The following is a 17,324-nucleotide window of genomic DNA, read 5'->3' on the forward strand; positions in this document are numbered from 1 at the left end:
GGACCTACTCCTTGACCTTTTCGATGTCGACCGTCGTCTCATAGAAGATGCGGTTCGGATTGAAGCCGCCGGAGGCGTACTTGATGTGGCCGTAGCCGCCCACCAGCTCCAGAGGGTTGATAAGTTCGGCGTTGATCATGTTGTAGTGGGTCATCTTGTTGTAGAGGTACTGCTCCCAGCCGTGCTCGGAGAAAACCTGGTCCTCCGGCAGCGCCGGCCAGCAGGGGATTCCCAAGGGTGGCGAAATCTGATTCAAGATAGGGGCTGGTGAAGGAGGCCAGCCTCTATGACAGCACCTCTTTCCAAGGATCTTCGCAAACGGCTGGTGTCTGCGGTCGAGAATGGCCAATCCCGGAGGGCGGCGGCCGGACGGTTCGGGGTAGCGGTATCGACGGCGGTCAAGTGGGTGAACCAATGGCGCCGGGAGGGTCGTATTGAGGCGAGGCCCCTGGGGGGTGACCGGCATTCGCATCGTATGGAGGCCCATGCCGAGGAAATCCTGGCGCTGATAACAGAGACGCCGGATATGACCTTGGCCGAGATCGCCGGCCACCTGGAGAAAGCTCATGGGCTCCATGTTGCCCAGAGCACGGTCTGGCGCCTTCTGGACCGCCACGACCAGACGTTCAAAAAAAACCGCGCACGCAAGCGAACAGCAACGGCCTGACGTCCGGCGGCGGCGCGAAGCCTGGTTCGAACTTCAACCGGATTTTGAGCTCGAGCGCCTTGTGTTCATCGACGAGACCGGCGCCAGCACCAAGATGGCCCGGCTGCGTGGCCGAGCACCGCGTGGCGAACGCTGCCGCGCCCCCATACCTCACGGCCACTGGAAGACCACCACCTTCGTCGGCGCTCTCCGGTTGGAGGGCATGACGGCGCCGATGGTCCTGGACGGCGCGATGAACGGCCCCGCCTTCCTGGCATATGTGGAACAGGTTCTGGTGCCGACCCTGTCGCCGGGCGACATCGTCGTCATGGACAATCTGCCTGCCCACAAACCGACATCCGTGCGCGAGGCCATCGAGGCGGCAGGTGCCGAGCTGCGCTTCCTGCCGCCCTACAGCCCCGACTTCAACCCTATCGAGATGGCCTTCTCCAAACTCAAGAGCTTCCTCAAGAAAACGGCCGCCCGAACCAAGGACGATCTATGGGACGCCATCGGTCGCGGCATCGATACCTTTACCCAGGCCGAGTGCCAAGCCTACTTCGCTGCTGCCGGTTATGATCGCGATTGAGCGGAAAATGCTCTCGCCGATGTCATTGAAGATCCGCACCATGTCGCCGTCCTTGATGCCCTTCTTCGCCATCGCCTTCGGATTGAGGCAGACATCCGGCTCGCCGCGCTGATGGCGCAGCAGCCATTTCTCGTTGCGGCACCATGAATGGATGCCCCAGCGGGTGTGCGGCGAGTTGGTCTTGAAGGGGAAGCGCTTCGGGCCGATGTGGCCACCCTTGACCTGGGGCTTCGGGACCGTCGCATCGAAGCGCTGGAACCAATCATGATCCACGTAGAACTGCAGCCGCCCGGTCAAGGTTCCGTAAGGCTTCTTGTCGGAGACGTTCATCGTGAAGGGACGGTAGGGCTTGTCCTTGGGCACCGGCCCCGTCTTGCCGGCCTCCGGGCCGACGGCGACGAAGCCACTCTTCATCACTTCCTCGTAGGTGCCGGGACCGAGCGCCTTGGATTTCTCCATGACGAAGCGCAACGCGGCCTCGTCCGATTCGACGGCGCCGTTCATGGTGAAGTCGTCGTAGATGGTGTTGAAGTCGATGGCGCTCTTGATCTCCGGATCCTCGACCCGGGTGACGCCGCGCGCCCTGGCCCGCTCCTGGATCTTCTTGGCCAGCGCCACGTTGATCTGCCAGTCCGTCTTGCGCTCGTACATCGGCTTGACCGGCTGCCCGAAAGCGTGGATGAAGCGCGTCACCGATGTCTCGCGGATGTCCAGCTTCTGCTGCTCGGGTGCGGCGGGCAGCACGATGTCGGCGTACATGGCGCCTGAATTGAGGCGGAAATCCACCACCACCAGCAGCTCGCAGCGCTTGAGGAAGTTCTCCGCCAAGTGCTGGTAGCCGACGGAGGTGGCGAAGAGGTTGATGCCGCCGTTGATGTAGACCACCGGGTCCTTGATGGATTGCCACTTGGGCATCCAGCCCTTGGCCTCGGACTCCTTGCGCAAGGTCTCCATGTCGTCGACGCCGAAGCCGATCTGCTCCTTCAGCTGGGTGTCGTCGTAATAGGCCTTGGTGCGCCGGTACTGCTCTCCCCAAACCCACTGGGCCAGCACCATGGAGACGCTGCGGCCGGGGTTGTCCTTCACCCGGCCCAGTTCGGCGTTGCCCTCCAGCCGCCAGCCCTCGTAGGTGGTGTCGATGGAGCCGGTGGTGCCGTGGTGGCCGATCAGGGTGAGGATCAGGATCTTCAGCCGTCCGCACTGGAAGCCGTCCATGTGCTTCTGGTTGTTATAGCCGTCGAGGATGCGCAAGGCCTTGCATTCGGCGATCCAGCCGGCCAGCTTGCGCACCACGGAGGGATGCACGCCGGTGGCCGCCTGTGTGGCCTCGGGCGTGTAGGGAGCGATGGCGGCCTTGAGCCGCTCGAAGACGGTGGTGACCTTGACGCCCTCGGCGTCGAAGGTACCTTCCAGGGCGGGATCGACCTCGCCCAGCTTCAGGGTCTTGTCCTTGGAACCCATGCTGCCCGGCGCCGGCACCGCCTTGCCGGTCTTGGTGTCCCACACATAGAAGACCTGATCGTTGCCGTCCGCCTTGAAGTCCTTCTCGCGCAGGAACTTGCCGTTGTCGAGGCGCACCAGGAAGGGTAGATCCGTCTGCTCCTTGAGGTAATCCGCCTTGTAGTGCCTGCCGGCGATCAGCAGGTTGACGATTGCCGCCGCAAGATGGGAGTCGGTGCCCATCTTCACCGGCACGAACAGGTCTGCATGGACCGACGACGGATTGTAGTCGGCGGAGAGCCGTCGCCGAATCCAGCACCGTGGTGGCCGAACGATTCATGACCTCCCCCGCCATATCGGTCGCCTTATTCAACATTTTCATTGAATAACGGCGGCGCGTCAATAGCGCACTACGAGGCGGCGCGAAAAAAGCCTTCGCGCATGGAATATTGTTTAATGATGACATATGGTTACGGCGTGACCTCGACCGGCAACCCCTGGGATCGCCATTCCGGGAAGCCCTGCTCCAGGCGGCGTGCGCGGTAGCCCTTCTTGCGCAACAAGGCGACCGCGTCGTAGGCGAACAGGCAGTATTCGCCCCGGCAATAGGCGACGATCTCCACGTTCTTCGGCAGGTCCTTGAGCCGGCGCATCAGCGCCCGGATCGGCAGGTTGACGGCCCCCGCGATGTGGCCGGACTGGAATTCGTCCTCGGGACGGACATCGAGGACCAGCACCTCATGGTCCCGCATGCGCTGCATCAGTTCCAGGCGGGATACCGGCTCCATGCCGTCGCGGTCCTTGAGATAGCCGTCGACGAGGTTCTGGATCTCCTGGCGGTGGCGTCGCCCCGTCACTCGCAACGCCTCCATCAGGGGGAGGATATCCTCGCCCGACAGTCGATAGAGAATCTGGGTGCCGTTGCGCCGCGTCGAAACCATGCCGGCTTGGCGCAGGTGCTGGAGATGTTGCGACGCGCTGGCCACGGACATGGAGGCCGCCTCCGCCAGGCGCTCGACGCTTCGCTCGCCCTGGGCCAAGATATCGAGAAGATAGACCCGGTGAGGGCTCGCCAGCGCCTTGCCGACGGCCGCGAACTCATCCAGCAGGATCTGCTTCTCGCGCGAACGGGCCATGTCCGGATGCCCACCACTCTCCCGCCGGACGGTCTCCGGCGCTCACGTCGCCCGCGATAGCATATCCGCCGCCGGATCGTGAAGAGGAAAAATCCGGCGGCGGTTCACCCTCAGCAGCCGCAATCGGCCTCTACCGAGATGCCGATCTGCGCCGAGGCCTTCTCGCCATTCTGGTCCTCGATTCGCAGGATGACCACGTAGACACCCTGGGTGAAGGTGTGCTCCGCCTCGCGGGAGGTGGCGCTTTCCCCGTCGCCGAAATCCCAGGTGATGGACTTGATCTTGCCGCTGCCGCCGGAAATCCGGGCCTTGAAATTCACGGCGTAGGGGGTATTGCCGCGCCGCCCCTTCAGGCCGCCGATCTTGACGGTCAACTTGCCGCCGGTGGCCGCCGTCTCCTCTTCGACGAGCAAGCTGCCGCCCAGATCCTTGGACACCTTCTTCAGGGATTGCTGGATGTTGTCCGGGGTCGGGATCACGTCCGGCTTGGCGTTCGCCCGAAGGGTGCCCTGCTGTCCATCGTCGATGCGGATGCGCTCGGTACCAACGTCGGAAACCAGGCGCCCCAGCAGCGACCAGGCGGTGGCGCTGGTGGCGGCCGGATCGTACTTCACCCCGTATTCCGCGCCCTGGGCCCGCAGGTTCAAGCTGCCCATGCGGACCTTGAAATCGGCGAACAGGTTCTCGGGAACCTGGGCCTTCACGAACAGACGCCCTTTCTCCAGGTCGAGGACCGTCTTCTCCATCTTGCGTTCCAGATCGAAGGTCACGCCAGCCAACATCAGCTCGGCCTCCGGGTAGACCTTGACCATGCTGCCGTTCGACCAGATGAGCAGCGCGCCCGACTTCTCCGCCGTCCGCAGGCGCTCGCCCTGCCCCAGAATGTCGCCTTCCTTGGCCGGCCGCCAGGGCTGTTCTCCCTTGCGGATATCGACGGTGCCGTCGCTCTGGGTGAGCCGGACCGTCGTCTCCTGCGCCTTGGCGTATCCGGCCCAGCCCAGGAGGGATACCGCGACAAGGGCCTTCAGCAGTTGATTGCGCATGATTTTCCTCTTGTTCTTGCTTCCATCAGAACTTGAATTCGCCGCCGATCACCAGTTCGAAGGCATTGCTGCCGTCGCCGCCGTTGGACTGGGCGTAGACATCGCCGGGCATGAAGTAGCCGACGTTCATGAACAGATCGAGGTTCTTCATGAGGGGATAGGTCATGTTGAGATCGACCTCCCAGCCGATGTCGTTGGTCGTCTCCAGGCTGGTGGAGGTGCCTCGGCTCCAGTCGCCGACTGGTCCTCGCCCCCGATGGCCCTCGGCGGTCCTGACCGCCATGGGACTGGCGGAGGAGGAGGCGCTCGGCGCCGTCCGCCTGTCGCTGGGACGCAGGACCAGCCGGCAGGCACCGCCGCCGCCCACCGCTGCTCGGTGGAAACGGGTCCTGGCTGGGCTGATCCCCGGCCGGTGAAGCTTCTCCCCTTGCAGGCCCTTTGCGGCCCGTCAGGGGCCGCGCCGCAGGGCGCACAGGGCGGGGCGCAGCCCCGTGTGCGACCGAGGATGCCGGCGCCCACATGGGCGCCGTGACGTGCCGGCGAGGGATCGAGCCGGCGCCGCATCCTGGGTGTGAAGCGACGGGCCTATCCGAGCCGATCCGCCAGCTTCTCCGCCTCGAAATGGGTGTAGCGCTTGAGCATCTGCAGGGTCTTGTGTCCCGTGACCGAGGCCACTTCCATGATACCCCAGCCGCGCTCAAAGAGGCGGCTGGTGGCCTCGTGCCGGAGATCGTGGAACCGTAGCCCCTCGATCTTTGCCCGCCTTGTGGCGGCCCGGAAGGCCGTCACGACGCCATCCTGCCGGACGGGGAACACCCGCCCGTCGAGGGAGCGCGGAAGTTCGTCCAGCGCCGCCCGAGCGCGGCTGGACAGCGGCACATCGCGGCTCGTGCCGTTCTTCGAGTCGGGCAGATGCGCGACCCGTCCCCGGACGTTCGGCCACTGCAGGGCGAGCAGTTCGCCCTGCCGCATGGCCGTTTCAAGGGCGAGGATCACCATGGGCGCCAGCCAGTAGGAACCGCTGTTCCGGCAGGCGGCGAGGAGGCGTTCCTCCTCGTCGTCGGCAAGCCGGCGATCCCGCCCTTGGCGGAGGCTCGGCATCCGGACGCCGAGGATGGGATTATGCAGTCCCTCCATGTTCCATTCGCACCGGGCGGTCTCGTAGACTTGGCTGATGATGGAGGCGAGGTTCCGGATGGTGGTCGGCGCCTTCCCGGCTTCCACGAGTTCGTTCCGCCATTCGGCGACATCGGCGCTCCGGAGGTTGGCGAGGGAGTATTTTGCCAGTTGCGATCCTCGAAGCCGGAGGATGCGCGAGGCTTCCTGGCGTGCCCCCTTCTTGCTCGGGGTCACCTCTTCGCCGTAGCGCTTCAGGGCTTCCCCGAGGGTGGTGGCTTCCGCCTCGGTGCGGGACACGAAGGTGCCGCGCTTCATCTGGGTCTCGATATCGGTGGCCCACTCCTTCGCAGCGCTCTTCGTGTCGAAAACCCGTGACTGGCCGGGGAACCCTTTGATCCGGACCTTGGCCTGCCAGCCGATCAACTTGCCTTCGCGATTGGTCCTCGGGGTGATCGTCGCCATGGCCAAATCCTCCGGATTTCGGGCCGAAACTATCCCCCAAGTGTCCCGCAATTGTCCCGCAAAATCAAGAAGCCGCCCGAGAGGGGCGGCCCTGATTGCGGCTAAGCCATTGAAATTGGCGGAGAGGGGGGGATTCGAACCCCCGGTGAAGGTTTCCCTCCACGACGGTTTAGCAAACCGCTGGTTTAAGCCACTCACCCACCTCTCCGCAGAGGCAGCGCGTGCCAAGTGGCAAGGGGTGTCTTGTACAGACCGCAAGGGGGGCCTGTCAACGGAACCTCACCCTTCGCCTCAAGAAGGCACCTGCATTCCCTTCATGACCGTCGGCCGTAACGCGATGGCGTCGTGCCAGCGCTTGACGCTGGGGAATTCGGCCAGATCCACTTGATGCACCGGATGGCGGGCCACCCAGGGGAAGGTCGCGATGTCGGCGATGGTATAGGTCGGCCCGGCCAGGAAGGTCGTCTCGGTAAGGCGGCGATCCATCACGCCGTAGAGCCGCCGGGTTTCCTTGCCGTAGCGGTCCTTGGCGTAGGGGACATTTTCGGGGGCGAACTTCAGGAAATGGTGTGCTTGGCCGAACATGGGCCCGACGCCGCCCATCTGAAACATCAGCCATTGCAGCGTCGCGTAACGGGCGCGCGGTTCGCTGGGCAGCAAGGGGCTTTGGGCCTTCTCCGCAAGATAGATCAGGATGGCGCCGGATTCGAAGACCGCGATGGGCTGGCCGTCCGGTCCTTCCTCATCGACGATGGCCGGGATCTTGCCGTTCGGATTGATCGCCAGGTACTCGGGCTTGAACTGGTCGCCCTTCATGATGTCGATAGGGGTCACCCGGTAGGGCAGTCCCACCTCTTCCAGCATCACCGAGGCCTTCTTGCCGTTCGGCGTGGCGAATGTATAAAGGTCGATCATCGCTTCAGACTCCGAAGTAGTCCTTGTACCAAGCGACGAAGTGGCCGATTCCCTCGGACAGCGGCGTTCGCGGCCGATAGCCGAAGTCGCGTCGCATGGGCTCGATATCGGCGAAGGTTTCCTTCACGTCGCCCGGCTGCATGGGCAGCAGTTCGCGGACCGCGGTCCGGCCCAGCGCCGCCTCGAGGGCGGCGATGAACTCCAGCAGGGCCACCGGCGTGTTGTTGCCGATGTTGTAGATACGGTGCGGCGGGGTTTCGCCGCGGTCGGCCGGTGGGGAGTCCAGGCAGGCGATCGTCCCCGCGACGATGTCGTCGACATAGGTGAAATCGCGCCGCATGTCGCCCTGGTTGAAGATCTGGATGGGCTCTCCGGCAAGGATCTTGCGGGTGAAGATCATCGGCGCCATGTCCGGCCGGCCCCAGGGACCGTAGACCGTGAAGTAGCGTAGTCCCGTCTGGGGCAGGCGATAGAGATGGGCGTAGGTCCGGCTCATCAATTCCGCCGACTTCTTGGTGGCGGCATAGAGCGAGATGGGGGAATCGGTGCGCTGCTCCACCGCGAGCGGCATGTCGGGGCTCAGGCCGTAGACCGAGGACGACGAGGCATAGACCAGATGCCGCGGCTGGGGCAGGCGGCGGCAGAGTTCCAGGACGCAAAGGTGGCCATCCACGTTGGTGTGCACATAGGCATATGGATTGACCAGCGAATAGCGCACCCCCGGCTGGGCCGCCAGGGAAACCACGTCCGTGACGTCCGGGTGGCGATCGGCCAGCGACTCCATGGCGACGCGGTCGGCGATGTCCAGGCGTTCGAATGCGAATCCCGGATGGTCGCGCAACCGGGCCAGCCGCGCTTCCTTGAGGCCGACGTCGTAATAGTCGTTCAGGTTGTCAACGCCGACCACCCGGTCCCCGCGCGCCAGCAAGGTCCGCACCAAGTGGAAGCCGATGAAGCCGGCCGCGCCAGTTACCAGGATGGTCATGAAAAGGCCGTCGATCCCTGCCAGTTGGTCCCGGTATACCGGCTGGAATCCGGGATGGCAATGGCACCGCGCGCGGCGGCGAGGTTTTCACTCGCCGATCAGTTCCGGATGCCGTTCCAGGTAGCGCCGTCCCACCCGGGCGGGAAGCCCGACCTGGTAGGGATCGGCCAGGCGGCGGAACTGGGCCATGCGGCGCTCGTCTTCATCCATGTAGGCGAGCCGCCCGTCCAGGCGGTCGAGCATTTCCTCGACCGCCTCGCGAATTTCGTCTGCCGAACAATCGACGATCTCCAGGCCGAATTCCTCGTAGATCGCAGGCGGGTGGCCGCGGAAGCGGGGCGGCGCGAGGGATTCGGCGATGGAAAGGCAGCGGCCATCGGCAATCCGCCGCAGCCGCTTCGGAATGAAGATGTTGCGTCCGGAGCGCGGCCAAGTGCCCAGCGGGAACCAGTCGGTCCCGACGACGGGAACATGGAAGAGCTGCGACACTTCGACGGGCCCCGAATATTGACCGAAGAAGAACCGACAAGCCCCCAGGCAGAACACATCCAGCCACGGCGTGTAGGCGGGATGGGTGGCGAGGTCAAGGGTGCGCGGCATTGCGGGCAGGGGCGGCATCATCCGGTCGCCCATGCGGACCACCCAGCCCCCGCGCGCCGTTACGCTCTCGATGGCGGGGAGGTAGTTTTCCAGATAGGCGTTGCGGTACTTGTTCTGGCTCCAGGGGACGTGCTCCTGGTAGGTTTCCGCGCTACGCACGTGCAACGCGGCGAACCACGCGTCTCGCGGCAGACCGAGCCGGGACAATTCGTCGCGGCCGCGTCTCTGCTCGTCCTCGCTCAATTCCAGCACGGCCGGCCGGCCTTGGCGATCCCATTCCACCTGGGCGGACTGCAGGGCCAAATCCCGGTGCAGGACTTGTCCCGAGGGGTGCGGAATGTAGTCGAGATGACATTCGGTTCCGCCGAAGCGGCGCTCCAGTTCGGCGATGGCGCCGGGATCGGACACGACTTCCGCATAGCCGCTCCAGCGCCGGATCAACTCCGGGTTGGAGACCTGGGCCTCGGGAGCCAGGAGGACCGGCCGGAACCCCCCGATCCATCCCAACCCCCAGGCACGGGCGAAGACGTCCAATTTGGAGGCCGCCTCGCCGTAGGCCCGGCAGACGATCGGCGCGGGAAACAGCGGGCGCCGGCCGCTGTTGTCGCCCTGCAGGGTGCAGGCTCCCCGCCATTTGGCTTCGAGGATATTCAGCCCGCGTGCGTAGTGGACCGACGCCCCCTTCGGGTCGCCCTGGTAATAGCGGCAGTCCCCGATGTCGAAATGGTATTGCGGATGCGTGGGCATCAGGTCGCGGGCCAGGCCATAGAACCTTTCCGCCAAGTCATGCCGTCCCTTCAGGCTGTTGATGTGCCCGAGGCCATGCAGGATGGCCCGGGTCTCCTCGCCGTCGCGCAGCCGACCCAACCTGAGAGCCGCCAGGAGCGGTTCCTCGCCCATCAACACGAGATTGCGCTTGCCCAGGCAATAGAGCCCGACGTCGCGGTTGGCCGCGTAGCTGTCCGGTTCCGCATCCAGGCGGGCCCAGAGACGGGCCCGCAGTTCGACTTCTGTTTCGGCCGAATGCATCATGGGCGCAATCTAGCAAAAGACGCCGTGCCGCGCGACCCGTTCCCCCGCGCCTCCGGCTGGTGTATTCAGGAAGCTGTCATGTCCCGTGGAAGCCCCAAGGCCCTGCACCAGATTTCCATGCGCTACTCGCCCGTCGAGGATCGCGTGCTGCTGATCTTTACCGCCGGCGACGGCAGTACCTTCCGGTTCTGGATGACGCGGCGATTCGTGGATCTGCTGTGGCAGGGACTGATCAAGGTGCTGGCCAGCTATCCGGCCTTGAAGGGGCTGGTCGATTCGCGGGTGCGCGAAGCCGTCCTGTCCATGCGCCATGCGGAAGCCGTCCAGGGATCCGACTTCAAGACGCCCCTCCGGGGGGCCGGCACGCCTCCGGCCGACGATCCGGCCGCCCCCCTGTTCACCGGCGTCACCGGCACGCCCAAGCCCGACGGCACCACCCGCTTCCTGTTCCAGACCAAGGAGGGCGAGCCTTTCCAATGCTCGCTGAACGAACAGCTCCTGCATGCCTTCTGCCACCTGCTGATCGACGTCACGGCCAAGGCCGGATGGGACCTGGAACTCAGGGTCGGGGACGGCAACTTGGTGCTGCCCGGCCCCGGTGCGAAGATCCATTGACTGCGGTCATGGGACTGTCGCGGACGGCTGGTAAAAAAGCCTGAACAACGCTATCGTCGCCCGCCAAACCACTTTCCGGCCCCCAGGAAAAGACATCATGGAAGAAATCGCCCGGCTGGTTCAGGAATACGGAGACCTGATCTATGTCGGGTCCTTTCTCTGGACTTTCTTCGAGGGCGAGACCTTCGTCCTGTTCGGCGGCTACGCCGCCCATGCCGGCATCGTCGACCCGTGGCTGCTGCTGATCTCCGCCTGGACCGGCACCTTCCTGGGCGACCAGACTTGGTTTCTGCTCGGGCGGCGGTACGGGCCGGCCTTGCTGCGGCGTTTTCCCAAGTGGGAGCCGGGCATCGAGGTCGCCCTCGACATGCTGCATCGCTACGACATCTGGTTCATCCTGTCGTTCCGCTTCATCTACGGCATCCGCAACGTCAGTTCGGTGGCCTGCGGCTTGTCCAAGCTGACATGGCCCCGCTTCGCTTTCCTCAACTTCGTCGCCGGCGGAGTCTGGGCTTCGACCTTCGTCGGCATCGGCTATGGCTTCGGCCAGCTTTCCGAGGCCGTCCTGGGCAAGACCGCCAAGGCCATCGGGTTGGGCGCCTTGGCCATCTTCGCCGTGGTGGTCATGCTGCTGGTCAGAAAGCACCAGAAGCAACTGAAGAAGAAGGTCGTTGCCGCGGGCCGCCATATCGAGGCGATCCCGGCCGAGGCGAACAAGCCTCAGGGGTAGATCAGCGCCAAGGGCTCGTCGCGGACTTCAATGGTCAGAGGCAGGGTGGTCAGCAAGTCGCCGTCGCCCTGGACCGGTTCACCCGTCGGGCCCTCGATGCGCAGACGCCGTCCTCGGACCACGCGGACGTCGGATAGCCGGTGGACGGCGCCGAGCCCGAAAGCCGTCAGGTACCGCAGGAAATTCAAGATCCCCGTCCGCGGAAGGAGACAGACCTCGAGGGTGCCCGCTTCCAGGCGGGCGCCGGGGCAGAAGACGAAGCGGCCGCCGTAGAAGTGCCCTTTGGCGACGATCGCCGATGCTGCCTCGAAGGTCTTCCCGTCCACTTCGATCCGGCAGGTGGCGAAGGGACGCGCCAGGACCTTGAGCACGGCCAGGATATATGCCGCCTTCCCCAATCGCCGCTTGAGCGGCAGGCTGACCGCCGCCACCGCATGGGCATCGAAGCCGATGCCCGCCATCTGCAGGAACAGGCGGCCGTTGGCGATGCCGGGATAAACCGGACGGGGGGTTCCCGTCGCCAGAACGCGGGCGATTCCGTCGGCGTCGAAGGGCATGCCGATCTCGTGGGCCAGCACGTTGGCGGTGCCCAGCGGCACGACGGCCAAGGGCAGGCCCGACCCCGAAGCCGCCAAGCCGTTGGCCGCCTCGCTGAGGGTGCCGTCGCCGCCCGCCACCGCGACCAGATCGAAATCGGCGGACGTCGCCGCCCGGGAAAGAGCTTCCGCATCGCCGCGCGCCGCGGTGTCCCTGACCGTCACCCGGCAGCCTAGCCCTTCCAGCCGCTTCAGGACGGAAGCGAATCGCCGCGCGCGCCACCCCCCTGCCGTCGGGTTGCGGATTAGCAGGATGCGCCGCAAGTCCGCCTGGGAAAGGGCGATTTCGCCGCCAATATTACAGTGTTGTTGCAGCAAGATGACCGCACCTGGATTAAAGACGTGAATTTTGCATGAACCCACTTGAATGGAATTCACGGAATACCTCAAATCGACTAGACGGGCAAACGACAATTTCAACAGCCGGTCCTGTCCGATGTTCGATCGCCCCGCCAGCATATCTTCGATGGACAAGCTGAGATTCAGAGCCATCTGGATTTCCGACGTCCATCTCGGGACGCGCGGCTGCCAAGCCGAAATGCTGCTCGATTTCCTGAAGAACACGGAATCGCAGTACCTCTACCTGGTGGGCGACATCATCGACGGTTGGCGGATGCGGCGATCCTGGTACTGGCGCCAGGCCCACAACGACGTGGTGCAGAAAATCCTGCGCAAGGCCCGCAAGGGAACCCGTGTGGTCTATATCCCCGGCAACCACGACGAGGACTTCCGCGACTTCGCCCGCCATCGCTTCGGACGGGTGGCGGTGATGCTGGAAGCCATGCACACCACGGCCGACGGCAAGCGCCTGTGGGTGCTGCACGGCGATGCCTTCGACGGCGTGGTCAAGCATGCCAAGTGGCTGGCGGTGCTGGGCGACGGGGCTTACACGGCGGCTTTGGCGCTGAACACCGGCTTCAACAACCTGCGCCGGCACATGGGCTTTTCCTACTGGTCGCTGTCGGCCTACCTGAAGCACAAGGTCAAGAACGCGGTAGAATACATCAGCCGGTTCGAACATGCCGTGATCGCCGAGGCGCGCAAACGGCGTGCCGACGGCGTGGTTTGCGGCCACATCCATCATGCGGAAATCCGTCCCGTCGACGGCTTTCTCTACTGCAACGACGGCGACTGGGTCGAAAGCTGCACCGCCCTGGTGGAACATTTCGACGGTCGCCTGGAAATCCTGCGCTGGGCCGAACTGCGCGGCCTTTCCCCCCTGGAGATGCAATGCGAATCCTCATCGTCAGCGACGCCTGGTTCCCCCAGGTAAACGGAGTCGTCCGTACCCTCGCCACGCTCCGCGACGGACTGATCGAGCTGGGTCACGCGGTCGAAACCATCACGCCCGACCGGTTCCGGACCGTCCCCTGCCCGTCCTATCCGGAAATCCGCCTCGCGCTGACGCGCATGGGAACGGTGGGCCGGATGATCGACGCCGCCCAGCCCTGCGCCATCCATATCGCCACCGAGGGTCCCCTGGGCATCGCCGCCCGACGCCATTGCGTGAAGAAGGGGATACCCTTCACGACGGCCTACCACACCCGCTTCCCCGAGTACGTGGAGACGCGCTGGAAGGTTCCCCTTTCCTGGACCTACGCCTTCATGCGCTGGTTCCACGGCCCGGCGGCCACCGTGATGGTGGCGACCCAGACCATCGAGGACGCCCTGAAGGCGCGCGGCATCGGCAACATCCGGCGCTGGTCGCGCGGCGTCGACGTGGAAATGTTCAAGCCCGGCGACAAGTCCTTCCTGGACCTGCCCCGGCCGATCAGCCTCTATGTGGGGCGGGTGGCGGTGGAAAAGGGCATCGAGGACTTCCTGCGCCTCGATTTGCCCGGAACCAAGGTGGTGGTGGGCGACGGGCCGCAGTTGGCCGACCTGAAGCGGAAGTTCCCGGACGTCCACTTCGCCGGGCGGCGGAGCGACAACGACCTGGCCCGCTACTACGCGGCGGCGGACGTATTCGTCTTCCCCAGCCGCACCGACACCTTCGGGCTGGTGTTGCTGGAAGCCCTGGCCTCGGGCCTGCCGGTGGCGGCCTATCCGGTGCCGGGGCCGCTGGACGTGATCGACGGCTCGGGGGCCGGCGTGCTGGACGAGGACCTGGGGGTCGCGGTGCGCAAGGCCCTGGACATCCCGCCCGCCGCCTGCCGCGACCACGCCCTGCGCTTTTCCTGGGACGCCTGCCTGCAGCAGTTCGTCGGCAACCTGGAGGTCTTTGCCTAGGTACGGCCTCATGCTATTGAGGCACCATGAAGGCTTATCTGGATCTGATGCGCCACGTGCGCGACCACGGGGTGACCAAGACCGACCGCACCGGGGTGGGGACGCGTAGCGTTTTCGGCTGGCAGATGCGCTTCGACCTGGCCCAGGGCTTTCCCTGTCTGACCACCAAGAAGCTGCACCTGCGGTCCATCATCCACGAGCTTCTGTGGTTCCTGAAGGGCGAGACCAACATCCGCTACCTGAAGGAGAACGGCGTTTCCATCTGGGACGAGTGGGCCGACGAAAGCGGCGAACTGGGACCGGTCTACGGCTACCAGTGGCGCTCCTGGCCGGCGCCCGACGGCCGGGCCATCGACCAGATTTCCGGGTTGCTGGACCAGATCCGTCGCAATCCGGATTCGCGGCGCCTGATCGTATCGGCATGGAATCCGGCTGACGTGGACCGTATGGCCCTGCCGCCCTGCCATTGCCTGTTCCAGTTCTATGTGGCCGAGGGCCGCCTGTCCTGCCAGCTTTATCAGCGCAGCGCCGACATCTTCCTGGGCGTGCCCTTCAACATCGCCTCCTATGCCCTGTTGACCCTGATGGTCGCCCAGGTGACCGGCCTCGCGCCCGGCGAGTTCGTCCATACCTTCGGCGACGCCCACCTCTACCTGAACCACTTGGCGCAGGTGGAAACCCAACTGGCCCGCGAGCCCCGGCCGCTGCCGATGCTCCGGATCGATCCCCAGGTGGCCGACCTGTTCGCCTTTCGCTTCGAGGACTTCGAGTTGGTGGGCTACGACCCCCATCCCCACATCAAGGCGGAAGTGGCGGTCTGATGCGCGTCGTTCTGATCGCCGCGGTGGCGGACAACGGCGTCATCGGCAGCCGGGGCAGCCTGCCCTGGCGCCTGCCGGGCGACCTGAAACGGTTCAAGGCCCTGACCCTGGGCAGGCCGGTGGTCATGGGCCGCAAGACTTTCGTTTCCATCGGCAAGCCCTTGCCGGGCCGGCTGAACATCGTGATTACCCGAGACCGTTCGGCCGCCTTCGACGGCGTCCGGCTGGCCCATTCCCTGCCTGAGGCCCTGGCGGCGGCCGCGGACTCGGGGGCGGAAGAGGCCATGGTGATCGGCGGGGCGGAAATCTACGCCTTGGCCCTGCCCCTGGCCCGCCGCCTGGAGCTGACCGAGGTGGCCGCCGCCCCCGAGGGCGATGCCTTCTTTCCGGTCTTCGACCGCTCGGAATGGCGGGAAGAGGCGCGCGAGGTCCTGCCCGCCGCCGGCCCCGACAGCCCGGCGCATGCCTTCGTGACCCTGGTGCGCCGGTAGGCTATACTCGCCCCCCATGCAGTTCCGGCATCTCGCCTTCGTCGCCGCCCCTCAGGAAGAAGCCCAGGATGCCCTGCGGCGCCTGCAGGCGCTCTATCCTCACGTGGCGGCCGAACAGGCCGATCTGGTGGTGGCCCTGGGCGGCGACGGCTTCATGCTGCGGACCCTGCACCAGTTCATGGAAAAAGGGGTGCCGATCTACGGCATGAATCGGGGCACGGTCGGCTTTTTGATGAACGAGTACCGCGAGGAAGACTTGCCGGACCGCCTGAAGCGGGCGCGCGCCATCCGGCTCCGGCCTCTGCGCATGGTGGCCCAGGACATCCATGGACGCACCCACCAGGCGGTGGCGGTGAACGAAGTATCCCTGCTGCGTGAAACCCGTCAGGCGGCCAAGATCCGCATCCTGGTCGACGGGGTGGAACGCATGGAGGAACTGGTCTGCGACGGCGCCCTGGTCGCCACCCCGGCGGGCAGCACGGCCTACAACAACGCGGTGCACGGCACCATCCTGCCCCTGGAGGCGCAACTGGTGGCTCTTACCCCCATCAGCGCCTTCCGGCCGCGCCGTTGGCGGGGTGCCCTGCTGCCCCACGGGGTGACGGTGGTGTTCGAGATCCTTCATGCCGAGGAACGCCGGGTCAGCGCGGTAGCCGACCATGTGGAGGTGCGCGACGTGGCCCGCGTCGAGGTACGGGAGGACGCCGGACTTGCCACCACGCTGCTGTTCGATCCCGAACACAGCCTGGAGGAACGCATCCTCAAGGAACAGTTCCTGCCTTAGCGGTGGTCCGCCCCGACCGCGTCGGCCACCCTGGCGAAGCCGTCGGCCTTCAGCAAGGCCGACAGGTCCCGCTTGATGCGGTTCACCAGGCCGGGGCCCTGATAGACCAGGGCCGAATAGAGCTGCACCAGGGAAGCGCCGGCCCGGATCTTGGCGTAGGCATCCCGCCCCGAGGCGACGCCGCCCACCCCCACCAGAGGCAGCCTGCCGCCGGTCAGGCGGTACATCGCGGACAGCACGCGGGTGGAAGGCTCGAACAGCGGCCGACCGCTCAGGCCCCCCATTTCCCCGCGCCTGGCATCGCGCAGACCGGGCGGCCGGTCGATGGTGGTGTTGGTGGCGATCAGGCCGTCGATGCCCACATCCAGCACCACTTGGGCGATATCCTCGCGATCCTCATCCGTCAGGTCGGGGGCGATCTTGAGCAGCAGCGGCGGACGCCGGCCGGCGGGCAGGGCGTCGCGCGCCGCCATGGCCGCCGCCAGCAAGGCCGCCAAGGGCTCGCGGCCCTGCAGGGCGCGCAGGCCCGGCGTGTTGGGCGACGAGACGTTGACCACCAGATAGTCGGCCAACGGCCCCAGGGTTTCGATGCCCAGCACGTAGTCGGCGATGGCGTCTTCGGAATCCTTGTTCTTGCCCAGGTTGACGCCGATCAGGCCCGTCCGGGGGCTCTTTAGGCGGGCGGCCATGGGGGCGGCACCTTCGTTGTTGAAGCCCATGCGGTTGATGACGCCACCGTCCGCCGACAGGCGGAACAGCCGGGGCTTGGGATTTCCGGGCTGCGGGCGGGGGGTGACGGTGCCCACCTCGACGAAGCCGAACCCCTGGGCCAGCAAGGGCCCCGGCACTTCGGCATTCTTGTCGAAGCCGGCGCCCAGGCCGACCGGATTGGGAAAATCCAGGCCCCAGACGGTGGTGCGCAGGCAGGCGTCGTCGAACGGGGGCGGCGGCGGAACCAGCCCGGTCCGCAGAGCCTTGATCGCCAGCCCGTGAGCTGTTTCGGCATCCAGGAGTCGGATGGCCGGCCCGATAACGCAATAGAAATCCATGGTCGTCGTACCCCCGAAATTTGGCAGGCAGATTAGCCCATG

The 17,324-nt window shown here is 65.5% G+C and carries 19 protein-coding genes and 1 tRNA gene; 8 read left to right on the plus strand and 12 right to left on the minus strand.

The features are described from left to right. Positions 1-4: 4 nt before the first annotated feature. On the minus strand, positions 5-235 hold the full coding sequence (locus H7841_10190) for a hypothetical protein (GenBank protein MEO5337248.1): 231 nt from the start codon (positions 233-235) through the stop codon (positions 5-7). 51 nt (positions 236-286) lie between these two features. On the opposite strand from H7841_10190, the gene H7841_10195 reads away from it, so the two are divergent. Then, positions 287-1,235, plus strand: a protein-coding gene (locus H7841_10195) for an IS630 family transposase (protein ID MEO5337249.1) whose coding sequence is annotated in 2 segments (ribosomal slippage) — positions 287-630 and positions 629-1,235 — 951 coding nt in all. Because the reading frame shifts where the segments join, the coding sequence is not laid out codon by codon here. Here the strand turns inward: H7841_10195 and H7841_10200 are convergent. The 9 genes from H7841_10200 to H7841_10240 form a co-directional block, all read right to left on the minus strand. After that, positions 1,146-2,930 carry a molybdopterin-dependent oxidoreductase gene (locus tag H7841_10200; protein MEO5337250.1) on the minus strand — a complete coding sequence of 595 codons (1,785 nt, stop codon included), beginning with the start codon at positions 2,928-2,930 and terminating at the stop codon, positions 1,146-1,148. The two genes, H7841_10195 and H7841_10200, sit on opposite strands and share 90 nt — an antisense overlap. A gap of 215 nt (positions 2,931-3,145) precedes the next feature. Further along, positions 3,146-3,811 carry a metalloregulator ArsR/SmtB family transcription factor gene (locus tag H7841_10205; protein MEO5337251.1) on the minus strand — a complete coding sequence of 222 codons (666 nt, stop codon included), beginning with the start codon at positions 3,809-3,811 and terminating at the stop codon, positions 3,146-3,148. A 110-nt stretch (positions 3,812-3,921) separates the two neighbouring features. Further along, positions 3,922-4,854 carry a PKD domain-containing protein gene (locus tag H7841_10210; protein MEO5337252.1) on the minus strand — a complete coding sequence of 311 codons (933 nt, stop codon included), beginning with the start codon at positions 4,852-4,854 and terminating at the stop codon, positions 3,922-3,924. A gap of 25 nt (positions 4,855-4,879) precedes the next feature. After that, complete coding sequence (locus tag H7841_10215) at positions 4,880-5,137, minus strand: hypothetical protein (protein MEO5337253.1); 258 nt, start codon at positions 5,135-5,137, stop codon at positions 4,880-4,882. Positions 5,138-5,439: 302 nt separating this feature from the next. Further along, complete coding sequence (locus tag H7841_10220) at positions 5,440-6,435, minus strand: site-specific integrase (protein ID MEO5337254.1); 996 nt, start codon at positions 6,433-6,435, stop codon at positions 5,440-5,442. 116 nt (positions 6,436-6,551) lie between these two features. Then, a tRNA-Ser gene (locus H7841_10225) sits at positions 6,552-6,643 on the minus strand. 83 nt (positions 6,644-6,726) lie between these two features. Beyond that, positions 6,727-7,350, minus strand: coding sequence for a glutathione S-transferase N-terminal domain-containing protein (locus H7841_10230; protein ID MEO5337255.1), 624 nt, complete (start codon positions 7,348-7,350; stop codon positions 6,727-6,729). A gap of 4 nt (positions 7,351-7,354) precedes the next feature. After that, positions 7,355-8,335: an NAD-dependent epimerase/dehydratase family protein gene (locus H7841_10235; GenBank protein MEO5337256.1), complete on the minus strand. Its 981-nt coding sequence runs from the start codon at positions 8,333-8,335 to the stop codon at positions 7,355-7,357. Between the two features lie 87 nt (positions 8,336-8,422). After that, positions 8,423-9,967: a TIGR04372 family glycosyltransferase gene (locus tag H7841_10240; protein MEO5337257.1), complete on the minus strand. Its 1,545-nt coding sequence runs from the start codon at positions 9,965-9,967 to the stop codon at positions 8,423-8,425. 78 nt (positions 9,968-10,045) lie between these two features. On the opposite strand from H7841_10240, the gene H7841_10245 reads away from it, so the two are divergent. Both H7841_10245 and H7841_10250 read left to right on the plus strand, forming a co-directional pair. Continuing rightward, entirely contained in the window at positions 10,046-10,582 is a 537-nt protein-coding gene (locus H7841_10245) for a hypothetical protein (protein MEO5337258.1), read from the plus strand. A gap of 97 nt (positions 10,583-10,679) precedes the next feature. Beyond that, positions 10,680-11,312 (plus strand): DedA family protein, encoded by a 633-nt coding sequence (locus tag H7841_10250; GenBank protein ID MEO5337259.1) that lies wholly within the window; start codon positions 10,680-10,682, stop codon positions 11,310-11,312. Here the strand turns inward: H7841_10250 and H7841_10255 are convergent. Next, a complete protein-coding gene (locus tag H7841_10255) occupies positions 11,303-12,226 on the minus strand; it encodes a diacylglycerol kinase family lipid kinase (protein ID MEO5337260.1) in 924 nt (307 codons plus the stop codon). The two genes, H7841_10250 and H7841_10255, sit on opposite strands and share 10 nt — an antisense overlap. A gap of 148 nt (positions 12,227-12,374) precedes the next feature. Here H7841_10255 and H7841_10260 point away from each other — a divergent pair, with 148 nt between their 5' ends. Genes H7841_10260 through H7841_10280 form a run of 5 tightly spaced genes read left to right on the plus strand, consistent with a single transcriptional unit; the run spans position 12,375 to position 16,233 of the window. Further along, positions 12,375-13,181: a UDP-2,3-diacylglucosamine diphosphatase gene (locus H7841_10260; protein ID MEO5337261.1), complete on the plus strand. Its 807-nt coding sequence runs from the start codon at positions 12,375-12,377 to the stop codon at positions 13,179-13,181. Further along, positions 13,139-14,137: a glycosyltransferase family 1 protein gene (locus H7841_10265; GenBank protein ID MEO5337262.1), complete on the plus strand. Its 999-nt coding sequence runs from the start codon at positions 13,139-13,141 to the stop codon at positions 14,135-14,137. The genes H7841_10260 and H7841_10265 overlap by 43 nt, the downstream gene beginning before the upstream one ends. Positions 14,138-14,163: 26 nt before the next feature. Continuing rightward, on the plus strand, positions 14,164-14,958 hold the full coding sequence (locus tag H7841_10270) for a thymidylate synthase (protein MEO5337263.1): 795 nt from the start codon (positions 14,164-14,166) through the stop codon (positions 14,956-14,958). Further along, positions 14,955-15,449 carry a dihydrofolate reductase gene (locus H7841_10275; protein ID MEO5337264.1) on the plus strand — a complete coding sequence of 165 codons (495 nt, stop codon included), beginning with the start codon at positions 14,955-14,957 and terminating at the stop codon, positions 15,447-15,449. The genes H7841_10270 and H7841_10275 overlap by 4 nt, the downstream gene beginning before the upstream one ends. A gap of 16 nt (positions 15,450-15,465) precedes the next feature. Beyond that, positions 15,466-16,233, plus strand: coding sequence for an NAD kinase (locus H7841_10280; GenBank protein ID MEO5337265.1), 768 nt, complete (start codon positions 15,466-15,468; stop codon positions 16,231-16,233). Here H7841_10280 and H7841_10285 read toward each other — a convergent pair. Further along, complete coding sequence (locus H7841_10285; GenBank protein MEO5337266.1) at positions 16,230-17,282, minus strand: quinone-dependent dihydroorotate dehydrogenase; 1,053 nt, start codon at positions 17,280-17,282, stop codon at positions 16,230-16,232. The genes H7841_10280 and H7841_10285 overlap by 4 nt on opposite strands. Positions 17,283-17,324 lie beyond the last annotated feature (42 nt).

Source organism: Magnetospirillum sp. WYHS-4, assembly GCA_039908345.1.
Lineage (GTDB): Bacteria > Pseudomonadota > Alphaproteobacteria > Rhodospirillales > GLO-3 > JAMOBD01.

Excerpts from the sequence above, each read along its gene's own strand:
- H7841_10205 (MEO5337251.1), bottom strand. The coding sequence starts at position 3,811 with ATGGCCCGTTCGCGCGAGAAGCAGATCCTGCTGGATGAGTTCGCGGCC.
- H7841_10265 (MEO5337262.1), top strand. The coding sequence starts at position 13,139 with ATGCGAATCCTCATCGTCAGCGACGCCTGGTTCCCCCAGGTAAACGGA.
- H7841_10235 (MEO5337256.1), bottom strand. The coding sequence starts at position 8,335 with ATGACCATCCTGGTAACTGGCGCGGCCGGCTTCATCGGCTTCCACTTG.
- H7841_10220 (MEO5337254.1), bottom strand. The coding sequence starts at position 6,435 with ATGGCGACGATCACCCCGAGGACCAATCGCGAAGGCAAGTTGATCGGC.
- H7841_10260 (MEO5337261.1), top strand. The coding sequence starts at position 12,375 with ATGGACAAGCTGAGATTCAGAGCCATCTGGATTTCCGACGTCCATCTC.
- H7841_10285 (MEO5337266.1), bottom strand. The coding sequence starts at position 17,282 with ATGGATTTCTATTGCGTTATCGGGCCGGCCATCCGACTCCTGGATGCC.
- H7841_10210 (MEO5337252.1), bottom strand. The coding sequence starts at position 4,854 with ATGCGCAATCAACTGCTGAAGGCCCTTGTCGCGGTATCCCTCCTGGGC.
- H7841_10240 (MEO5337257.1), bottom strand. The coding sequence starts at position 9,967 with ATGATGCATTCGGCCGAAACAGAAGTCGAACTGCGGGCCCGTCTCTGG.
- H7841_10245 (MEO5337258.1), top strand. The coding sequence starts at position 10,046 with ATGTCCCGTGGAAGCCCCAAGGCCCTGCACCAGATTTCCATGCGCTAC.
- H7841_10230 (MEO5337255.1), bottom strand. The coding sequence starts at position 7,350 with ATGATCGACCTTTATACATTCGCCACGCCGAACGGCAAGAAGGCCTCG.
- H7841_10250 (MEO5337259.1), top strand. The coding sequence starts at position 10,680 with ATGGAAGAAATCGCCCGGCTGGTTCAGGAATACGGAGACCTGATCTAT.
- H7841_10270 (MEO5337263.1), top strand. The coding sequence starts at position 14,164 with ATGAAGGCTTATCTGGATCTGATGCGCCACGTGCGCGACCACGGGGTG.
- H7841_10280 (MEO5337265.1), top strand. The coding sequence starts at position 15,466 with ATGCAGTTCCGGCATCTCGCCTTCGTCGCCGCCCCTCAGGAAGAAGCC.
- H7841_10215 (MEO5337253.1), bottom strand. The coding sequence starts at position 5,137 with ATGGCGGTCAGGACCGCCGAGGGCCATCGGGGGCGAGGACCAGTCGGC.